A 19,936-nucleotide genomic window follows, 5' to 3' on the forward strand; every position below is an offset into this window, starting at 1 on the left:
GCGTCGGACACTGAACGTTGTCAGGTGCTTCGCGGCGGTGGCTGAGCGAGTCCCGTCAGCTCACACCAGCGGGCGACGGTCAGCGCGGTGTAGTGCTCCGGCTCCAGTCCATACGCGCCCAGCGAGAAGCCGTCATTCCACTCCACCAGCGCTGTTTCACCGGTGGACAGCACGCCGAAGTCGACGGAGTAGCCCGCGGTCGCTTCCCCGGAGGACTCCAGGAGGCGGAGCGCTTCGTGGACTCGCGCCTCGTCGAGGGGCACCGTTGCGTCTCCCGCATAGTGACGCGTGCCCACGGGCCTTCCGTGCACGATGAAGACGCGGTACTCGCTCAGCCACCGCACCACCTCCGAGCAGATGAGCGGCGTGCCCTGTGACGCCCGCTCCAGGAAGAGGAGGTCGCTGGCGCTCTGGAAGACCTGGCCCGTGAAACGTTTCCTGCGTCCCTGGGGCTTGGCGAACACGGGCGGACTCGCGACGTCGTGCAGGTGCGAGGTGAGCTGTCGCACGGTGCTCGTCCAGAGTCGGCGGTGGAGGAAGGGCGTGAGGCTGGGCGGGTAGTCGTTCGTTGGAGGTGGCTCGATGCCCAACTGCTTCAGCGCGCCCAGCACCGTGGGCACGTAGCCCGCGACCAGCGTGTCCGACGTCAGCGGGAGCTGGCGCCGCTCCAGGCGCTTGGCGGTGAAGCACTCGGTGGGGACGCCCTTCGCGCGCAGGCCCTCCAGGAGCAGCCGCATCTCCGGCTCCATCCGCCCGTGTGCCTCCTCCTCGATGAAGGCCCGAGAGGGCCACCGCCCATCCTGGCTCACGAGCCCCGCCGTGCCAGCGGAGCGAGGATGTCGCGCCAGTGCGAGTAGAGGGAGAAGTGTCCGCCCCCGGAGAGGAAGTGGGGCACGGTGCGCGGGATTCGCGAGGCGAGATAGCGCCCCATCTGCGGCGGGACGATGCTGTCGCCGTCCCAGTACCAGAGGTCCATCTCTCCTCGAATCTCCTCCAGCGCGAAGTCCCAGGGCGATGCCAGGATGTGGGCTTCGCGGCGCATGCCCGCCACGCCTCGGCGCGTGGCCTCGCGTCGCCAGCCCTGCACCTGCGCGGCGATGTGCGGGTCAGACAGCACGAGCCGGTCATCCTCCGACGCATGCGCCAGCAGCGCCGCCAGGGCTCGCTCTGGATTCGAGCGCACCTGCCTGTCATGCATCGCCATCAGCGGATGCAGCAGCCACTCTGGCCACGCGGCCATGGCGTAGGCGTTGCGGTAGTCGCGGTTGACGCCCTCCATGCCACCGGGCCGCTTCAGCGGCGAGGCGCCGGAGACGATGGCGGAGCGGATGATTCGTTCGCCCAGTCGCCACACGGAGGCGGCGACATAGGGGCCGCCCGCGGATACACCGAAGAGGGAGAAGCGGCCTATCTTGAGGGCGTTGGCGAGCTGCTCAAGGTCGTCCGGGAAGTCCAGCAGCGTGCGGTCGGACTGGTAGTCGGACAGCCCATAGCCGGGCCGGTCCGGGGTGATGAGGCGCACGCCGAGGCCATGGGTGAGCCGGTCATCCGGATGCCGCATGTAGCGCGAGCCCGGGTTGCCGTGGACGAAGAACACCGGGACTCCGTCCAGGTTTCCCGACTCCACGTACGCGAGCCGCCGTCCATCCTTCAGCCGAAGCACGCCCTCACGGACCTGCACGCCCGAGCCCGAGGTGGTTTCCGAGACGGAGTGCATCAGGGCTCCATTGCTTGTGAGCGCGTGGCAATCCACTCGGAGATGGAGGGCCAGACATGGGTGGGGCCCTTGCTGGAGGCGGACAGCCCGATGTGGCCCACCGGATAGCGCCGCGTCTGGGCGTCCTTCGTGCCCACCAGGTCAACGAGCGGCTCGCTCATGGCGGGAAAGGCGATGGTGTCGTGCTCGGCGATGACGTTGAGCACGGAGGCCTGGATGCGTCCCAGGTCCACGGCCTCTCCGCCGACCTTCATGCGTCCCTGGTGGAAGAGGTTCTGCTGGTAGCAGTCCTTGATGTACTGGCGATACACCTCACCGGGGAAGGGCACGGGGTCCGAGCCCCAGCGCTCCATGGCGAGGAACGTGCTGACGAAGTCCGGGTCGTCGATGCGGCGGCACACCTCCAGCCAGCGCGTGAGGCGCTGCACGGGCGCCACCATGAGGAAGCCGCTCTCCAGCACGGGCGTGGGCACGTTGCCGTAGGCATCCACGAGCGAGTCCACGTCGAAGTGATTGGCGGCGGTCCACAGCGTGTAGACACCGCCCTTGCTGAAGTCCACGGGCGTGGCCTGCGCGACGAGGTTGCGAACGCCCTCGGGATGCAGCGACGTGTAGGCCAGCGCGAGCGTGCCGCCCATGCAGTAGCCGTAGAGCGTGAGGTCCCGGCTCTTGCTGACCCGCAGCGTCCAGCGCACCGCCGTCTGGATGAGCCCTCCGAGCAGGTCCGACCAGGTGAGGCGCTCCTCGTCCTGGCCCGGCACGCCCCAGTCGATGGCGTACACGTCGAAGCCCTCCTGCGTGAGGTGCTCGATGAGGCTGCGGCCCGGCAGGAAGTCGAGGATGTACCAGCGATTGATGAGCGAGTAGACGAACAGGATGGGCGTGCGGTGGCGCCGACGGGGCGCCGCGTAGCGCAACAGCCGCATGCTGCCCCGCGTGTACACGACGGTGTGGGGCGTGGCGCTGATGGGCGGCTCGCGCACACCGGAGGCCCGCTCGATGAAGGGCTTGAGGTACGGGTAGGGATTGAAGGGACGGGCCTTGAGCGCGTGAGCGACAGCGCGCGTGAGCTCGAACTGGCCGGTGACGAAGGAGCGCAGCCGCTGGGTGGACGCGGTCATGTTCAGGCGCCGGGCTTGGTGGGAGGGCTGTCGGACTCCTGGCGATGGAGCAGGTCCACCACCACCTCGAGCTGGGAGCCGAGCGCCTCGACCTGGTCATTCACGCGGCGCAGCTGGTCGCGGAGGCTCTCCACCTCGGACGTCGTGGGCAGGCGCAGCGTGTGCAGCGCGCTCTCCACGAAGCTGTTGCGGCGGATGCGGGCGTTGAGGCCCTGGCGCAGCACGGTGCCGCTGGCGCGCAGGTAGGTGGGGCTCTCGGAGACGCGGGTGAGGACACGGGTGAGGCGCTGCTCGGCGCGGGTGAACACCTGGCCCGTTCGAGTCTCCGGATGGGTGAGGTGGCCCAGGAGCTTCAATCCCCGGGCGAGGAGTCCCCTGGGTGGAGGCGGGCGGTCCGAGTCGCTCATGCCCGCGACGTTAACCCAAGCCGCGCCGGGGACGCAGGGGACCCTGTCCAAAAAGTGAATGACGGTTCATGTTTGAGGCGGGCGGGGAAGCACCGCGTCACGTGGCGCCCGCTACTTCGTGGAGGCGTAGCCCTCGAAGGTCCGGGGGATGCCCTTGTCCTCGTCCACGTTGTTGAAGGTGACGGGGATGCTGTCGCCGCCCTTCTCCACATCGAAGTGGATGTGGCCGGTGAGGCTGTTGCCCACGTTGCCCACCTCCGCGAGCTGCTGTCCCTGGCTCACCGTGTCGCCCACGCCCACCTTCGCGGTGCCCTTCGAGATGTGGAAGTAGCGGCCCACCGTGCCGTCGCCGTGTTCGACTTCGATGCGGTTGTTCGGCTTGTCGCCGCCGTTGCCGCTGTTCGTGTCCACCACGCGCGACACCGTGCCCGCGCGCGCCGCCAGCACCGGGGTGCCGCACTGTCGACGGAAGTCCCAGGCGTATTCCTCGTCGTCGTTGTGGTTCAGGTGGGAGTTGTTGCCCTGGATGACCCAGGAGCGGTCTCCCTCGGGGTAGGGCAGCCGGTAGGGCGAACTCGTCGAGCTGGGGTACTCGCCGGAGTCGATGGAGCCGCGCAGCACCAACCACGCGCCGAGCCAGAACACTCCGATGAGGCCGTAGACGACGGCGCCCGTGAGCACGATGTTGCGCACCCGGTGCAACTCCACCTTCGCCGCGCGCTCCTCGAGCATGCCGCGCGCGATGTGCGGGAAGGCGAACCAGAAGGCGAAGGCGGCGATGCTGCCGACAATCCCGCCCCAGTGGTAGAGGTTCGCCAGGAACGTGGGGCCGCACGCGGCGAACGCTCCCGGCGCGAGCGCGACGGCGGTGAAGAGCGATGCGATGGCCGCCGCCAGCAAGGTCCGGGATGTCCAGCGCAGGCTCTCGTCGACCTTGTCGTCGCTCCCCTTGGCCACGGGCAGCGTGAAGCGCAACGCGTGGATGACCAGGGCCACGAAGGCGGCCCAGACGAGCAGGCCCAGCACCGAGGAGAGCACCATGGGTGTCTCTCCCGTCAGGCCCGCGAAGGACACCCCGAACATCACCAGCCCATACACGCCGAAGACCGCGAGGATGATGGACCAGGTCGTGCCGTAGCGCTTCATCGCGCTTCCCCCTGCCTCGCGAACATCGGCCCGCCGGGACTCCGGCGGGGAGCGCGAGGCTTCTCCCTCCTTGGAGTTGCGGTGGGCCGGGGTGTGACGCCACCAGGCAGTGGAGCGGGCGGGCACCCCGTCGGGTGCCCACCGTGTGGCTCACTCAGCCCTGTCGCTTCACCGCGAGCGGCCCGAAGGCCTGGGTCACCGGCATCAGTGACATGACGTTGATGTTCACGTGCGCCGGTCGCGACACCACCCAGTGCACCGCGTCCGCGATGTCCTCGGGCGTCAGCGGCTGCGTGTTGGCGTAGGGGGCCGCGGCCCGAGCGGCGTCGCCCTTGAACCGGATGTTGGAGAACTCCGTGCCGCCCACGAGCCCTGGCTCGATGTCCGTCACGCGCACGGCCGTGCCCAGCAGGTCCGCGCGCAGGTTGAGGCTGAACTGCTGCACGAAGGCCTTCGTCGCGCCGTACACGTTGCCACCCGGGTACGGATAGTCCGCCGCCACCGAGCCCATGTTGATGATGTGGCCCCGGTTGCGCGCCACCATGCCGGGCAGCACCGCGTGCGTGCAGTACATGAGCCCCTTCACGTTCGTGTCGACCATCACCTCCCAGTCGTCGAGGTGCGCCGACTGCGCCGCTTCCAACCCCAGCGCCAGCCCCGCGTTGTTGACCAGCACGTCCACCTCGGCGAAGTCCGCCGGCAGCGCGCCGAGCACCCGCGCCATCGCCTCGCGCTCCGTCACGTCGAGCGTCACCGGCAGCAGCCGCTCACCCAGCTCCGCGCGCAGCTTCTCCAGCAGCTCCGTCCTCCGCCCGGTGGCGATGACCCGCGCACCCTCCTGGATGAAGCGGCGCGCGATGGCCAGGCCGAACCCGGCCGTGGCTCCCGTAACCAGCACGTTCATGGCGTTCCCTTTGGATGCGATGCCTCGCGCGCTAAATGGCACGAGGCCCCGGCCCGCGCACGGGGAAAGGCCCTCGCCGCGCGGTGCCCCCAGAGCCGACCCGACAGTCCACAGCTCGTCGGAGACGCCTTCTCGGCGCGCCCCCGTCCGCATGCTCCCGCTCGGAGTGACCTTCTCTCCGAGTGAAGTCCCGCCCACCCGCGTCGGGAATGAAACCGCCTTCATCCGCACACCTGTACAGGCAGCAGGGCGAATGAGCGGGACCGCGCGCATCAGCCTGACTTCTTCGCGCTCAACGTAACCGCGCGAAATCCCATTTCCTGCCTTCTTGCCCTGCGGCCTGGCGAGTCTGGGTTGCCATCGGGTCGGGGAATGAACAGGACGCGCGCCCCGATTGGCGGCCGTCCTCGCGAGCGCCCCATACGCCGCGACCCATACATGGAGTCTGACAGGATGCGCCAACGCTCACCGCTGCTGACGGCCTACTGCTCCGCTGCCTTGCTTGCCCTGCTTGCCTGCAATGGCACGAGCGAGCTGACCCAGACCACGGGCTCACGTCCGTCCACCGATGAGGCGCCCTCGACGGGCAACCCGCCCGCGCCATCCCCCACGACACCCACGACTCCCGCGCCGACACCGACGGAGCCGGATGAATCCGAGCAGCCCTCGGAGCCCACGCCGACGCCCGACCCGGAGCCCACCCCCACTCCGGAACCCGAGCCCGAGCCCGAGCCTGTTCCGGAGCCGCCGAAGCCGACCTACACGCGCATCCTCTGGGTGGCGCCGTCGGGCAGTGACAGCGCCTCCGGCACGGAGAGCTCGCCGCTGCGCACGGTGACGCGGGCGCTGACGCTCATCGCGCCGGGCGAGGCCATCTATCTGAAGACGGGCACGTACGCGGAGCGCCTCAAGCTGGAGGAGCGCGGTGGCACGGAGGCGAAGCCGCTCACGGTGAAGGCCGCGCCGGGCAGCGCGCCCGTGGTGAAGCCTGGCGGCGAGTCCGCGCTGGTGGACGTGCGCGGCGCGTACTGGCGCGTCGAGGGGCTCACGCTGGATGCCGCGGGCTCCGCTGCCTTCGCGGTGCTGTGGCGAGGCACCGCCGCGCACCACGGCGTGCTGCGCGACTGCGTGGCGAAGAATGGCACGGCGGGCGCGGGGCTCAACGTGTCGGAGAAGGCCCACGACATCCTCATCGAGGGCAACACGATTTCGAACTTCAGCCGGGGCGGCAGCGACAGCCACGGCATCATCGTGCAGACCACGTCGAAGAACGTGGTGGTGCGCGGCAATGACATCCATCACAACTCTGGCGACGCGGTGCAGTGCATCGGCCCGGAGGCCGGAGCCACCGTGTCCGGCACGCCCTTCGACAACCTGCTCGTGGAGGACAACGAGCTGCACGAGAACCGGGAGAACGGCGTGGATGTGAAGACCTGCACGCACGTCACCCTTCGCGGCAACATCATCTGGGGCCACAAGGCCACGTCCACGTCGCGCGGCGAGGGGGTCGTCGTCCACCTGTCCGCGTCGGATGTCACCCTGGAGGACAACGTCTTCTACGGGAACGGCCGGGCCATCAACATCGGTGGCAACCGGGTGAACGGGCCGCCCACCCGCATCATCATCCGTCGCAACCTCATCCGGGATGGCCTGGGTGGGAGCGAGGACGGCGGTGGCATCCGCGTGGACACGTCCACCGACGTGAAGGTGCAGCACAACACGGTGTGGAACATGCCCGGGCCCTGTCTCACCTTCGGCCACGGCGACACGGGGCCGAGCGCCGGCCTGGACGTGCGCAACAACGTCTTCGCCGGCTGTGGCGTCTCCGCGCGCGCGGGGGCTGCTCGCTCCGGCACGGTGATGGATGGCAACCTCTTGTTCCGCTCCTCCGGTTCCATCTCCTTCTTGCTGAATGGAGAGAGCGTGAACCTCACGGAGTGGCGCTCTCGCAGCGGGCTGGACAAACGCTCGTTGGAGAAGTCGCCGGGGTTCGTCAACATCGACACCGGGGACTTCAGGCTGGGGTCGGGCTCCGCGGGTCGCAACGCGGGCCTGGGGTTGGGACTGACCTTCTGCGGCGCGGCCCCGGACCTGGGGGCATTCGAGTCGGACTGCCCCTGAGGCGGCGGGGCGTGTAGAGTGGGCTCCGCTCCCCCCTTCCGCCCCGACCCTCCACGTGCCGTCTTCGCTGGAATTCGCTCTCGGCATCACCCTGGTGCCTCCGGCCTCACCCGCACGTGAGCTGCTCGCGGCCGCTGCCGCGCGTGCGGGTCTCCGCGTGGTGGATGGCGTGGAGGGGGCCGCGCTGGCGCTGGTGGACCTCACCTCGCCAGACAGTGGCCCCGCGCTTCGCACCCTGCTCGACTCACCTCGCGCCTCGCACATCACGCTGGTGGCGCTGGTGGAACCGACCGAGCAGGGCTTCTCCGCCGCGGAGCCCCTGAGGCCCGCGGACGTGCTCACCATCCCGGTGTCGCCGCACGAGCTGGTCTTCCGGCTCCACCGCGCCGCCGGGCGTCACCTGGAGCGCGAGGGACAGGAGCGCGGTCAGGAAGACCTGGCGCTCCTCCTGGAGCTGACGGCGGACTACGCGGAGACGTCCGACGTGGAGGCGCTGCTGCACGGTGTCACCCGCCGGCTGGCGGAGAAGCTGGACATCGCGCGCGCCACGCTGGTGATGCTCGGTCGCAACGCGGATGAGGGCGTCATCGTCGCGGCCAGCGATGACCCGACGCTCAAGGACCTGCGCATCGAGCTGTCGCGCTACCCGGAGATCCGCGAAGTCATGCGCACGGGTCGTCCGGTGGTGATGGAGGAGGCACCCACGCATCCGCTGCTGGGCGACGTGGAGCGCAGGGCCGTGGCGGCGCGCGGCATCCACGCCATCGCCGCGCTGCCCCTGCCCATCCGGGGGCAGGTGCGAGGCGTGCTGCTGCTGCGCGCGGCGGGGCGTCGTCGCACGTTCACCTCGCGGGAAATCGACTTCCTCACCACGGTGGCGCATGCCACGGCGGTGGCGCTGCGCAACGCCTCGGTGCTCCAGTCGGTGAGGGGGCAGACGGAGGCGGAGAAGACGGCGCGTCTGGCCGCCGAGGAGCAGGCGGCCTCCTTCAAGCCCTACCAGCTCTTCTTCGCGCACGTCAGCGAGGGCGTGGCCATCCTCGACGACAAGGCGAGCGTGCTGTCCCTGAATCCTTCCGGCGCGGCGATGCTGGACCTGCCGGCGCCCGAGGCTCGGGGGCGGCATCTGCATCAGGTGACGCAGCCGGTGGATGACGGCGTGCTGATGGAGCTGGTGACGGCGGCGTCGCGAGGCGAGGCGCGCTCGGGCGTGGACGTGGAGGTGCGCACGGCGACGGGGCGGCGGCTGACGCTGTCCATGTCCGCCGCGCCGCTGCGTGACGAGGACGCGGCCACCATCCTGTCGTTCCGCGACGTCACCGACGCGCGGCGGCTGGAGGACGAGCTGCGCCAGACGAAGGACTTCCTGGAGCGGCTCATCGACTCGTCGGTGGACGCCATCATCGCCGCCGACCTGAAGGGGCGCATCATCCTCTTCAACAAGGGCGCGGAGGCACTGGTGGGCTACACCGCGCAGGAGGCGATGGCGGGCGTCACCGTGGAGCAGCTCTATCCCCAGGGCGTCGCGCGGCGAATCATGTCCACGCTCCGAGGGCCGGAGCACGGTGGCAAGGGTCGCATGTCGCTCACGCGCGAGGAGCTGGTGAACCGCGCCGGAGAGCGGGTGCCGGTCAACATGACGGCGTCGCTCGTGTACGAGGGCGGGCGCGAGGTCTTCAGCGTCGGCATCTTCACGGACATGCGCGACCGGATGAAGCTGGAGCGCAAGCTGTCGGACGCGGAGACGCGGCTGGAGGAGAGCGAGAAGAGCGCCGTCATCGTCGCGCTCGCCGGCACCGCGGCGCATGAGCTCAACCAGCCCCTCACGTCGGTGATGGGCTACGCGGAGCTGCTCAAGCGCAAGCTGAAGGAAGAGGACTTCGCCTGGAAGCCGGTGGACATCATCTACCGCGAGGCGGAGCGCATGGCGGAGATCGTCCGGAAGATTGGGAAGATCACCCGCTACGAGACGAAGGCGTACATGGGGGAGCAGCAGATTCTCGACCTGGACAAGGCGACCTCCCATGAAGACTGACACCCGCGCCGTGCGAATCCCCGGCGGCCCGGGCCCCGAGTCGTTCCAGGCCTTCTTCGAGGCGCTCGACGCCCCCGCGGCCCTGTGTGACCCGATGCTGCGGCTGGTGGCGGTCAACGAGGCCTTCCATCGCTTCTGCGCGGACCACCAGGCGACGGTGGAGGATGTCGCGCGCGCGTTGGCGGTGGCGGCCGTGCCCGTGGATGGCTCCAGCTGCGACATGGAGCTGCCGCTCGCGGGCAAGCCGGGCGCCGTGCTGACGATGTCGCGCCGGGGTGACGTGGTGGCCGTACGGGCCCGGAACGACCCGGAGCTGGCGCGCAGCCGGCTGGTGATGGCGGAGCGGGCGCTGCTGGAGCAGGCGCGCACCGAAGGCGTGCTGCTGGATTTGGGCCGCAGCGTGGCGGAGGTCGGCGGCGAGGAGGAGCTGGTGGCGGCGGTGGCGCGCGGGGTGAAGGAGCTGTTCCCCGGGCGCTCGTTCTGCATCCGCATCACCGACTCGCGCACCGGCGGGCTGACGTCGCTCTACGCGGAAGGCCGGATGAAGGAAGGCGCGCACGAGCCGCTGGTGCTGTTGCAGCGCGCGGTGGAGAAGCTGAACCTGGGACGCTCGACGCTGCCGACGACGGGCCGGGTGACGGTGCTGAGCGAGGTGCCGCTCCTGTTCCTGGGCAGCACGCACGGCGTGAGCGCGCCGCTGGTGGCGAGCGGGCAGCTCTTCGGCGCCATCAACATGGAGTATCCGGAGGGGCTGGACGCGGACATCCAGCACGACGAGCGCGTGTTGCTCCAGCTCGCCAGCCAGGTGGCGGTGGCGGTGAAGAACGCGAAGCTCATCGACGAGCTGACGTTCGTGCGCAAGTACCTGGAGGACCTGCTGGAGAAGGCGAACGCGCTCATCCTCGTCGCCAACCGGGAGCAGCAGGTGGTGGTGTTCAACCAGGCGCTCAGCGCGCTGACGGGCTTCCGGAAGGAAGACGTGCTGGGCAAGGACCTCTTCTGGCTGGTGCCGGAGAACGAGCACCTGCGGCTGTCCCAGGTCATCGCCGCCGCGCTTCGCGGTGAGTCGGTGAACAGCTTCGAGACGCGGCTGCTGTCGCGCGACGGCAACGAGGTGCGGGTGTCGTTCGCCACGTCCTCGAGGCTTGCGCACCATGGCGAGGTGGACGGCGTCATCGCCATCGGCCAGGACATCACGGTGGTGAAGGAGCTGGAGAAGCGCATCATCCACGCGGAGAAGCTCGCGTCCATCGGTCAGCTCGCGGCCAGCGTGGTGCATGAAATCAACAACCCGATGACGGCGGTGGCCACGTACGCGGACGCGCTGCTCCAGCGCTCGCGGACGACGCCGGGGGCGAATCCCGCGGACCAGGAGAAGCTGCGGAAGATTCTGGAGAGCAGCCACCGCATCCTTCGCTTCACCAGGGATTTGGTCAGCTACGCGCGGCCGGCGCAGGACAGGCCGGAGCGGGTACAGCTCAACGCCGTGGTGGACATGGCGGTGGGCTTCTGTGAGCACGTGGTGGCGCAGGCGCGCGTCAGCGTGCACCGGGAGTACACGGAGCTGCCGCCGCTGTCGGCCGTGCGCGCCAACCTGGTGCAGGTGTTCGTCAACCTCATCACCAACGCGTGCCATGCGATGCAGCCGGGCGGCGCGGTGTTCCTGACGACGCGGCGCGAGGGTCAGGAGGCGGTGGTGTCGGTGAGGGACTCGGGGACGGGAATCGACCCCAAGCACCTCCAGCGCATCTTCGAGCCCTTCTTCACCACGAAGCCGGAGGGCAAGGGCACGGGCCTGGGGCTCTCCATCTGCCAGGGCATCGTGGAGAACCACGGCGGCCGACTCACGGTGACGAGCACCGTGGGCGCGGGCACCACCTTCTCCGTGCGACTGCCGCTGTCGGTGGACTGACAGCGGCGAGGCGTCCGGTCAGTCCCATCCCCGGAGCTGCACGCGCACCCTTCGCATGAGCAGGTCCCATTCCTGGCGCTTCAGGGTCGTCAGGACGCGCCCGCCGATGACGGTGAGGCCGGTGAGCGTCATCACCAGGAATCCGATGCGGTGGTCCCTCAGGCCCGCGTCGAGCAGGTTGGCCACCACGTCCAGCGTGAGGAACAGCGTGCCCAGCGCGAGGTACGCGCGAATCTGCAACGCCATCCCCACCGCGACGCCCAGCAGGCAGACGCCGCCGAAGATGAGCGCATACGTGCCGTCCGGTGACTCGCCCACCCGCATCGCCAGCTTCGCCGCCGCGGGCACGTACAGCAGCAGGCCTCCCAGAATCCGCACCGTGTTGCGCGCCGCGTGCGGCAGGCTCCCCGTGAAGAGCTGTCCCAGCATCAGCAGCAACAAGCCCAGCGGCGCCAGATAGATTTCCAGCCCCTCCAGCCCGAAGGCCAGCGCGGCGATGAGCAGCGCCAGGTTGCACGCCGCCGCCGCGAAGGCGCCGAACATCCGGCTGCGCTCCACCGCCCCCAGCGCCGCGTACAGGAGCCCCGAGCCACCCGCGAGCAACGCCGCCTCCTGCGTCGCCTCGCCCGGCAGCACGAACGCCATTCCAATGGGCAGCAGCGCCGCGAAGCGACGGGTCGCCGCCTCCACCGGACGCACCCCCGCCCGTCGCGCCATCACCGTCACCCCGACGAGCGTGAAGCCCAGCGCCAGCGCGAAGAGGGCGTCATGCTCGGCCTTCAGGCCCGGTGCATACAGGCTGCGCACCAGCGCGTAGACGCCCACCACCGCGAGCTGCACGAAGTACACGTGCCGTCCGGTGTGCTCCACCCAGGCGCAGTGCAGCGCCACCAGCACCGCCAGCCCGATGGCCGCGATGGCCGTCGTCAGCGACTCCTGCGGCGCATTGCCGCTCACCGCCAGCGCGGCGAGCATCACCCCCGTCGCCACGAGCCACGCGTCCCGCCCCCACGTCATCCCCACCGCGACGTCCGCCCGGCGCGCTCGCGTCCACCGCTGCGCGGTCTGCAGGGCCACCACGGCCCCCGCGGACGCCAGGGCCAGCACCGCGCCGTGGACGATGAAGAGGTCCCCATAGCGCAGCCAGGGGCCGTTGAGGCTCGCGCGAATCGTGAACCCGGCCATGAACGAAGCCAGCACCGCGCTGCCCGCCACCCAGGTGCCGGCTGACGCCATGAGCGACGCGAACGCTCCCTTCCACCGGAACGCCGCCACCAGCAGCGAGGCGGCGATGAGCCACAGCGTCACCGGGAAGGCTGGCGACACCATCCAGTTGCCACCCAGCCCGATGAACATCTCCCCGAGCAGGTTGAGCGCCGCGAGCGTCGACGACGTGGTGCCGTTCACCGCCAGCGCGTACACCGTCGCGGCGATGAGATAGACGGCCATCGCCTGCTGGATGCGGACGCGCGTCGCGCCCTCGGACAGGCCGCGCTTGTGCGCAATCCACGGGCCCACCGCCACCACCGCGAGCCCCACCAGCGCGAGCACGGGGCCCGGCCACACCTCGAAGACTTCCACCCGGTGCGCCAACGCATGCACCAAGAGGAGGATGCTCGCGCCCAGCACACCGCGCCCCTGCGCTCGGGCTCCACCGACGAACAACACCACCCCCGTCGCGCAGACGAGGCCCGCCGCGGTGAGCCCGGGCTGGAAGAGCGCCGCGAGCCCCACCAGCCACACCGCCGTGACGGAGCGACGATGCAGCAGGTGTCGGAACTGCTCGGGCAGACCCCTGAGCGACGCCACGGCATAGACGAGCCCCGCGGCGGCGATGCCCGCGAAGGCTCGCTGCCACAGGAGGAATACGCTGTCGCCGGGCGCGAGCCACGCCGCTTCCGTGAGCCAGTGATAGCCCTCGGCGCCCACGCGCACCCACTCGCCATCGGGCGGCGCCAGCGCGACGAGCGAAGGCCCGAGCAGCGACTGTCTCGCGGCCCAGAGCGCGGCACCAGCCAGCCCCAGGTACAACCCCAGGTTCGCGAGCAACACCGCGCGGAACGAGGTCGCGAGCAGCAGCACCAGCACCGTCGCGCCGAGCACCAGCAGCGGAGGCGTGATTCCCAGCGCGTGTGACGCGGACGGCAGGCCGACCAGGACAGCGCCCTTCAAGAGCACGAGCGCCAGCGCCGCCACGCCCACGTGGGGCACCGCGTGGTACAGCGGGCCGTGCGAGGGTCGCTCCAGCCGCTTCGCCAGCCACGGGCCGAAGCGCCTCGTCGCCAGTGCGATGCCCCAGACCGCGATGCCGATGAGCGGAAGCCGCCGCGCCACGACATCCGGCGGCAAGGGATGGCCCGCGCGATTGATGATGGCCGTCAGCGCGATGAACCCGCCCATCGCCGCGAGCGTCACCACCGAGCCTCGCAACTCCCAGTCCTTGAAGCCGCGCGACCCGAACGCCAGGAGCGCGGTCAGGATGAGCAGTCCGCCCGCGAGCAGGCACGTGCCGCGCTCGGCATCGGCGGGGAAGGGGAGCCACTGGACCAGGGTGACGGTCGCGATGATGGCCTGCACCAGCGCGGCCGTGGCGAAGCCATCCGTGTAGAGCGAAAGCCCGCGAGCACCGAGCGGCAACCGGACGAGGGCGAACACCCCCCGACCCCAGAAGTCGCGAAGCGCGCCAGGAGCCGCCGCCGGGTCGACGACGGGAGGACGCGGGCGCAGCGTCGCGAAGAGCGCGAAGCCGAATGCCACGGCCGCCGAGCCCAGCGCGGAACGCGCCGATGCGAAGTCGAAGACGGTGCCCAGCACCTGGGACACGACGAGCGCCACGCCCGTGGCCGCGATGATGCTCACGATGCGGGTGCCGTCACGGCGTGCTCTCAGCAACAACTCCAGCGAGACCAGCGCCGTGGGAAGCGCGATGAGCACCCCACCCGGCAACGCGGCGACGGACATCAGCAGGTCCGGCGGCACGGGCGCGACGCCGATGGCGAGGAACACTCCCGCCGAGGCCATCACCAGCGACACGTCGTCCAGTGGCAACAGCGCATCATGGGGCGACGACGGCTGGGCCCACGCGTACTGCACGAGCCCCGCGACACCGTACAGCGCGCTCACGAGCGCGAAGACCGCGAGGCGACTCCAGTCACCCGAGAGCCACGAGGTTCCATCGACGAAGGCCAGTGCGCCGAACAGCGCGGCGGCTCCGCCCAGGTAGTGCAGCCCCCGCCAGCGCCAACCTCCCGCCAGGTGCGCGGCCACGGCGATGACCAGGCCCGTGAAGACTCGGGGCCACGGTGAGCTTTCGCCCTCGCCCTCCATCCAGGACACGAGCGGCAGCGACACCAGCGTGCTGACGATGCTCCACGTCAGCAGCCGGATGCTCAGCATCGAGGACTGGCTTCGTCGCGCCGAGAGCATCAGCGCCGAAGCCGCCGCGGCGCCTCCGAACACCCACCAGCCCGGCTCTCCCGGAGCCAGGGTCCGCGCGAGCAGTGCTCCCGCGAGGAGCGTGGCCATGACGCCGGGATGCACCAGGGCCCGACGCCGCGACTCCAGCAGGAAGAAGACCCCGGCGGCGAGTACCGGCGCGAGCGCCGAAGCGCCATCGACCTGGAGGTCTTCACCGGTCCCCACGGAGAAGGCGGTGATGGCTCCCGCGAGCGCGCCCGCGGCCAGCACCGCATGCGCCACGGTCTCCAGCACCGCGCTCGCACGGGGAAGGGCCTCGCGTGCGAAGTGTGTGGTCGCCGCCACCGCGATGACCGTGGCGATGGCCTGCGCCCAGAGCGTCATCCCCGCGAACAACGCGCCGCCCGGCTGCAGGTCATCGAACCCCGAGGGGCCGCTCGACACGGCGAAGACCGCGAGCCAGAGCGCGCCATAGAGCGCCGCGCTCGCGCTGACGAGCAACGTGTTCGCGGACGTCTCCTTTCGCGAACGCCACAGCGTGGCCCCGAGCGCCACCACGCCCGTGGAGGCGCAGAGCACACGCAGCCACGGTGCCTCGTCGAGTCCCATCAGCGGCAGGCCCGCGAGCAGCGAGGGGAACAGGGCCACCGCGAGCGCGGTCGCGGACGTGCCATGCAACAGCCTCCCCGCGGACCTCAACGGCACCATCCCCAGCGCGGCGACCCCGAGCGCGACGGGAAGGCCCAGGAGCGGTGACAGCGCCACCAGCGAGGACAGCGCGATGAACGCCACGGGGAGCAACGCCAGACCGATGCCCGACAGGACGCGGCCCACGGGCATCGAGCGCCGCGACAGGAACACGCCGAGCCCGATGAAGCCCGCGTGGTAACCCCACAACGCACCCGTCACCAGGAGCTGTCGAGGCACGCCACCCAGCGCCCGCCACGCCTCGCGGACGCCCATGAGCGAGCCGCCGAGCACCAGCACCGCGCCGAGGAACCACCAGATGAAATCGTTCAGCCGGGGCGTGTTCTCCGATTGCGCGTCGAGCGCGACGACGGCTTCCAGTCCGCCACCGAGCGCACCCGAGGCGTCCCGGGCGAAGAGGGACTGTCCGGAGCCCAGCGCCGAGCCGAGGTCGTCCTCGCTCGCGTCCCTGTCTCCTCGCGGCCCCCGCGCCGCCTGCGCTCGCTCCTCCTTTGCGGCCTCATCCAACGAGCGCGCGAGCGCCGCGCCCCAGCCGAAGAAGCTCCAGCCTCCCGCGCGTTGCGCCGATGCGGCGACGCCATCCGCCCAGGCCTCCACGCGCGCGGCGGAGTCCAGTGGTTGCGCCTCCGCCACGACGGTGTCGTGTCCGACGGCCTGCACGCCCACGGCGACAACGGCCGCGGAAGAGGGTGCATCGAAGGGCGTCGCCATCGCGTCGAGCGACTGCTCCAGTCGGAGCGCCGTCGACTCATCGAGGAGTGCGTCGCTTCGCCAGTCCTGGATGCGTCGCCAGAGGGCCTTCTTGACGAGTGCATCGAAGTGCGGCTCGGTGACGGGCTGGAGGGTGGCTCCACACTCCGGACACTCGCCCCCCGATGCCTTGTCGCGGAACCGCGCGCAGACTGGGCAGATCATCCGCGCAGCATAGCCGCACTCCCACATCACCTGCCTTGAGTCAGCATCACCCCGTGCGCGGAGTGCCTCGGAGACACGCCTGTCGCCCCGACTCGGTGTCGCGAGTCGGGTCCCTCCACGCGCTTTCCCCGGGATACGAGACTTGTATCACTCGGCCGGGGCCCCTGTTTCTCAGTCCCTCATGTAATGGCAGGTGTATCCGCCTGGATTCTTCACGAGGTAGTCCTGGTGGTAGCTCTCGGCGGGCGTGAACTCGCCTGCTTGAACCACCTGGGTGACGACAGGGCGCTTCCACTTCCCGGAGGCGTTGACGCGGGTCTTCACTTCCTCGGCGACGCGGCGCTGCTCGTCGGACAGCACGAAGATGGCCGAGCGATATTGCGTGCCCACGTCGTTGCCCTGGCGGTTGAGCGTCGTCGGGTCGTGCATGCGGAAGAACCAGTCCTCCAGCAGCGTGGCGAAGCTCAACACCTTCGGGTCGAACACGACGCGCACCGACTCCGCGTGTCCCGTCCGTCCCGAGCTCACGTCTTGATACGTCGGCTTCTCCAGGCCGCCGCCCGTGTAGCCGACGTCTGTCTGGAGCACGCCCGGAATCTTGCGGAGCAGGTCCTCCATCCCCCAGAAACAACCTCCCGCCAGCAGCGCCGTCTCCGTCACCCCCGACGCGGCGAGCGCCTTGTTCAGGTCGACCTTCGCGGGCGTCGCGCTCACCGGCTTGCGGCCGAACAGCGTCAACCACTCGCCGTACCCTTGTTTCTCCAGGTCGTTCACCGGCACGAAGCGCAGGGACGCGGAGTTGATGCAGTAGCGCTGCCCCGTGGGCTGGGGACCGTCGTCGAACAGGTGGCCCAGGTGGGAATCCCCCGCCTTCGAGCGGACCTCGACGCGCGCCATGCCCAGGCTCGAGTCCCGCTTCTCCACCACGTGGGCCGCGTCAATCGGACGCGTGAAGCTGGGCCAGCCCGTGCCGGAGTCAAACTTGTCCTTCGAGGAGAACAACGGCTCGCCGGTGACGACGTCGACGTAGAGCCCCTCTTCGTGGTGGTTCCAGTACGCGTTGCGGAACGGTGGCTCGGTCGCCTCCTTCTGCGTCACTTCGTACGCAGTCGGGGAGAGGGTGCGTCGCAGCTCCGCGTCGGCGGGCTTCTCGTAGCGGCGGGAATCCCCCGCCGTGGAGCGCGTCCCTGCTTCGAGCGTGCCCGCGCCGCCAGTGGCCGCACCGCTCGCCTGGGTGCATGCCGCGAGCACCGCGAAGGCCATGGATAACAGCAGGCGCCCTGGCGCGCCCCAGGAACGGGAACGGGAAGAGCGTGAGGTGACGATGACGGACGACATGGGCTGGAGCCTCTCCGGACACGCCCGCCGCGCGGGGGTTCTCCCTCCCTTACGCGCCAGCCCCGAAGTCGGTTTCAGCCCACGACACCCACGCCCCCGAATACCCCAGGCGAGCCGGCGGACGACCGAGCCCGCCGTGTCACGCCAGCACCCAGGGCACGAGCGACGCGGTTCAGCCGCCCTTGTCCTCGCCCTCGTCGTCCAGCTCGCGGCTGAACTCCTCGTTCGACAGCAGCCCCTTGCGCGCCATGATGCGCATCAGCGCCCAGAACTTGCGCTCCAGCTCCTCCACGCGGTCCGGGTCCTCGCGGGCCTGCCCGAAGAGGTAGTCCAGGTCGTCGAGCACCCCGCCACCCGACGCGGGCTTGGGCTTCGCCGCGGCCTGCTCGCGCTTCTGCTTGCGCTGCTCCTCCCGCGTGCGGATCAACTCCGCGAGCGAGGTGCGCTGGGTCGTCTCACCGGGCGGCAGCTCCTCGCCGACGATGACCTCATCCTCGTCCTCGCCAGGCTCGCCAGGCGGCGGAGCCGATGCAGCGGGCTTCACCGCGGGCGCGGCGATGGGGCGCGCGCGTGCGGACGGCGCGGGCTTCGCGGCCGTGCCACTCGCCGGAGCCACGGGGACCTTGTGGTAGTAGCGCAGGATGGCGCCCCGCACGGCGGACAGCGCCGCCACGCGCACGCTCACCTTGAGTCCGGTGGTGAACTCGATCTCCTCCACCGCCGGTACGTTGAGTGGATCACTCATCGCGACGACGAGCTGCCGCCGCCCGCCCACGCTCTCCAGTGCGATGGGGAACAGGTCGTGCTGCTCGCAGAAGCGGGGGCGCAGCATGTGCACCGCCGCCCACTCCGGAGTCACCGCCGCCAGGTCCACCTGCGGCATCCCGAGCGCCTGACTCAGCGCGCTCGAAAGCGTCGCCTCGGTGATCGCTCCCTGGGCGATGAGTGTCGCCCCCAACCGCTGCCCTGACTTCCGGTGGGCCGCGAGCCCCGCCTCGAGCTGGGCGACGCTGATCGCCCGCTGCTCCAGCAGCAGCTCGCCAATGCGCTTCCTCGCCATGCGCCGGCATTAGCATGCGTTCCCTGGGCTCGGAAGCGCGCGCTGACACAACGCCCCCTTCTTGGGAAGCCCCCCAAAAGGCCCGTACTGCTGCCTGGAGTCCATGCTGGCAAGGGGTACTCCAGCGCAAAATTCCTGTGAGATTTCAGCACTTAACGCCAGGGCCCCTGCCTTGACACCCCAGACAGCCATTCCTAAAGTCGGCACCACCGTTTTCAACATCCATTCCTGCCGCCCATACATCTGGGGCGCACGCCCGGGGGGGCGACAGGTTCTGGAAGGTCCGGAGCGCCGGGCCAAGCCGCCGTGGAGGCAAGACGCGATGAACCTGGGGTTTTTGACGAATCTGGCCGTGCTCGCGAACGCTGGTGGTCCCGAGCGGGGCTTCTTCGAAGAGGTCGCCAGGCGCTGGGAGGCCGGTCAGTGGGGTATGTATCCCATCGCCGCTTGTCTCGTGGTGGCCCTGTCCATCATGGTCGAGCGCACGATCATTCTCTTCGGCAAGGCGTCCATCAACAAGGAAGCCTTCCTCCGTGGACTCAAGAAGCACATCTACGCGGGTGACCTGGACAAGGCCATCAACTACGTGGCGGGCCAGAAGTCGACGCCGCTGACGAGCGTCATCAAGGCCGGCCTGATGAACGTCCCCAAGGGCCAGGACGAAGTGCAGGCGGCGCTGGACGAGGCCACCCTGCGCGAGACGCCCCGCCTGGAGGCCCGCAGTGGCTACCTGGCGATGCTCGGCAACGCGGCCATGCTCGCCGGTCTGCTCGGCACCGTGTCGGGTCTCATCTCCTGCTTCGAGGCCGTGGCGAACGTGAACCCGGCCGACAAGGCGACCATTCTCGCCAACGGTATTTCCGAAGCCATGAACTGCACGGGCTTCGGGCTGGTGACGGCCATTCCGTGCCTCATCGCCTTCTCCGTGCTGATGGGCCGCACCCAGTCGCTGGTGAACGACATCAACGAGACCAGCGTCTCCGTGCTGAACCTCATCGTGGCGAACAAGGACAAGTTCAAGAACCTGAACGTCCCCGCCGCTCGGGACCACCACGACGACTGAGTCGGGCTCCCTGGAGGGAACCCGGAACCCGGGCGCGCTGTCCTGTCCCCCACATAGCGTGGGGACAACGGC

Annotated in this window: 13 protein-coding genes; 4 read left to right on the top strand and 9 right to left on the bottom strand. The window is 69.8% G+C overall.

Going from position 1 to position 19,936, the window contains the following annotated elements; genetic code table 11:
• Positions 1-20 precede the first annotated feature (20 nt).
• The 6 genes from HUA74_RS07635 to HUA74_RS07660 all read right to left on the bottom strand — a co-directional run bounded on the left by HUA74_RS07635 (position 21) and on the right by HUA74_RS07660 (position 5,295).
• Complete coding sequence (locus HUA74_RS07635; RefSeq protein ID WP_371817209.1) at positions 21-809, bottom strand: ATP-grasp domain-containing protein; 789 nt, start codon at positions 807-809, stop codon at positions 21-23.
• Complete coding sequence (locus HUA74_RS07640) at positions 806-1,717, bottom strand: alpha/beta fold hydrolase (protein WP_174453999.1); 912 nt, start codon at positions 1,715-1,717, stop codon at positions 806-808. Before HUA74_RS07640 ends, HUA74_RS07635 begins: the two co-directional genes overlap by 4 nt.
• A complete protein-coding gene (locus HUA74_RS07645) occupies positions 1,717-2,838 on the bottom strand; it encodes an alpha/beta fold hydrolase (RefSeq protein ID WP_174454000.1) in 1,122 nt (373 codons plus the stop codon). Before HUA74_RS07645 ends, HUA74_RS07640 begins: the two co-directional genes overlap by 1 nt.
• A 2-nt stretch (positions 2,839-2,840) precedes the next feature.
• Positions 2,841-3,245, bottom strand: coding sequence for a hypothetical protein (locus HUA74_RS07650; RefSeq protein ID WP_141643637.1), 405 nt, complete (start codon positions 3,243-3,245; stop codon positions 2,841-2,843).
• A 111-nt stretch (positions 3,246-3,356) separates the two neighbouring features.
• Entirely contained in the window at positions 3,357-4,391 is a 1,035-nt protein-coding gene (locus HUA74_RS07655) for a M23 family metallopeptidase (RefSeq protein ID WP_174454001.1), read from the bottom strand.
• Positions 4,392-4,545: 154 nt separating this feature from the next.
• Positions 4,546-5,295, bottom strand: a complete 750-nt coding sequence (locus HUA74_RS07660; protein ID WP_174454002.1) for an SDR family NAD(P)-dependent oxidoreductase — start codon at positions 5,293-5,295, stop codon at positions 4,546-4,548.
• Between the two features lie 453 nt (positions 5,296-5,748).
• On the opposite strand from HUA74_RS07660, the gene HUA74_RS07665 reads away from it, so the two are divergent.
• From HUA74_RS07665 to HUA74_RS07675, 3 genes are read left to right on the top strand one after another with little or no spacing between them, the layout of a single operon-like run.
• Positions 5,749-7,416, top strand: a complete 1,668-nt coding sequence (locus HUA74_RS07665) for a nitrous oxide reductase family maturation protein NosD (RefSeq protein ID WP_174454003.1) — start codon at positions 5,749-5,751, stop codon at positions 7,414-7,416.
• A 55-nt stretch (positions 7,417-7,471) separates the two neighbouring features.
• Positions 7,472-9,451, top strand: a complete 1,980-nt coding sequence (locus HUA74_RS07670) for a PAS domain S-box protein (protein ID WP_141642178.1) — start codon at positions 7,472-7,474, stop codon at positions 9,449-9,451.
• Positions 9,441-11,363 carry an ATP-binding protein gene (locus tag HUA74_RS07675; RefSeq protein WP_174454004.1) on the top strand — a complete coding sequence of 641 codons (1,923 nt, stop codon included), beginning with the start codon at positions 9,441-9,443 and terminating at the stop codon, positions 11,361-11,363. Before HUA74_RS07670 ends, HUA74_RS07675 begins: the two co-directional genes overlap by 11 nt.
• Positions 11,364-11,381: 18 nt before the next feature.
• Here HUA74_RS07675 and HUA74_RS07680 read toward each other — a convergent pair whose 3' ends face one another.
• From HUA74_RS07680 to HUA74_RS07690, 3 genes are all read right to left on the bottom strand, one after another.
• Positions 11,382-16,403 carry a hypothetical protein gene (locus HUA74_RS07680; protein ID WP_174454005.1) on the bottom strand — a complete coding sequence of 1,674 codons (5,022 nt, stop codon included), beginning with the start codon at positions 16,401-16,403 and terminating at the stop codon, positions 11,382-11,384.
• 171 nt (positions 16,404-16,574) lie between these two features.
• Positions 16,575-17,741, bottom strand: a complete 1,167-nt coding sequence (locus HUA74_RS07685) for a bifunctional methionine sulfoxide reductase B/A protein (RefSeq protein ID WP_371817210.1) — start codon at positions 17,739-17,741, stop codon at positions 16,575-16,577.
• Positions 17,742-17,913: 172 nt separating this feature from the next.
• Positions 17,914-18,801 carry a general secretion pathway protein GspE gene (locus tag HUA74_RS07690; RefSeq protein WP_174454006.1) on the bottom strand — a complete coding sequence of 296 codons (888 nt, stop codon included), beginning with the start codon at positions 18,799-18,801 and terminating at the stop codon, positions 17,914-17,916.
• Between the two features lie 322 nt (positions 18,802-19,123).
• On the opposite strand from HUA74_RS07690, the gene HUA74_RS07695 reads away from it, so the two are divergent.
• Positions 19,124-19,864 carry a MotA/TolQ/ExbB proton channel family protein gene (locus HUA74_RS07695; RefSeq protein ID WP_141642173.1) on the top strand — a complete coding sequence of 247 codons (741 nt, stop codon included), beginning with the start codon at positions 19,124-19,126 and terminating at the stop codon, positions 19,862-19,864.
• The last annotated feature ends 72 nt before the right edge of the window (positions 19,865-19,936 follow it).

This window comes from Myxococcus sp. CA051A, assembly GCF_013336705.1.
GTDB lineage: Bacteria > Myxococcota > Myxococcia > Myxococcales > Myxococcaceae > Myxococcus > Myxococcus llanfairpwllgwyngyllgogerychwyrndrobwllllantysiliogogogochensis.

Excerpts from the sequence above, each read along its gene's own strand:
- HUA74_RS07640 (WP_174453999.1), bottom strand. The coding sequence starts at position 1,717 with ATGCACTCCGTCTCGGAAACCACCTCGGGCTCGGGCGTGCAGGTCCGT.
- HUA74_RS07645 (WP_174454000.1), bottom strand. The coding sequence starts at position 2,838 with ATGACCGCGTCCACCCAGCGGCTGCGCTCCTTCGTCACCGGCCAGTTC.
- HUA74_RS07650 (WP_141643637.1), bottom strand. The coding sequence starts at position 3,245 with ATGAGCGACTCGGACCGCCCGCCTCCACCCAGGGGACTCCTCGCCCGG.
- HUA74_RS07655 (WP_174454001.1), bottom strand. The coding sequence starts at position 4,391 with ATGAAGCGCTACGGCACGACCTGGTCCATCATCCTCGCGGTCTTCGGC.
- HUA74_RS07660 (WP_174454002.1), bottom strand. The coding sequence starts at position 5,295 with ATGAACGTGCTGGTTACGGGAGCCACGGCCGGGTTCGGCCTGGCCATC.
- HUA74_RS07665 (WP_174454003.1), top strand. The coding sequence starts at position 5,749 with ATGCGCCAACGCTCACCGCTGCTGACGGCCTACTGCTCCGCTGCCTTG.
- HUA74_RS07675 (WP_174454004.1), top strand. The coding sequence starts at position 9,441 with ATGAAGACTGACACCCGCGCCGTGCGAATCCCCGGCGGCCCGGGCCCC.
- HUA74_RS07680 (WP_174454005.1), bottom strand. The coding sequence starts at position 16,403 with ATGATCTGCCCAGTCTGCGCGCGGTTCCGCGACAAGGCATCGGGGGGC.
- HUA74_RS07685 (WP_371817210.1), bottom strand. The coding sequence starts at position 17,741 with ATGTCGTCCGTCATCGTCACCTCACGCTCTTCCCGTTCCCGTTCCTGG.
- HUA74_RS07690 (WP_174454006.1), bottom strand. The coding sequence starts at position 18,801 with ATGGCGAGGAAGCGCATTGGCGAGCTGCTGCTGGAGCAGCGGGCGATC.
- HUA74_RS07695 (WP_141642173.1), top strand. The coding sequence starts at position 19,124 with ATGAACCTGGGGTTTTTGACGAATCTGGCCGTGCTCGCGAACGCTGGT.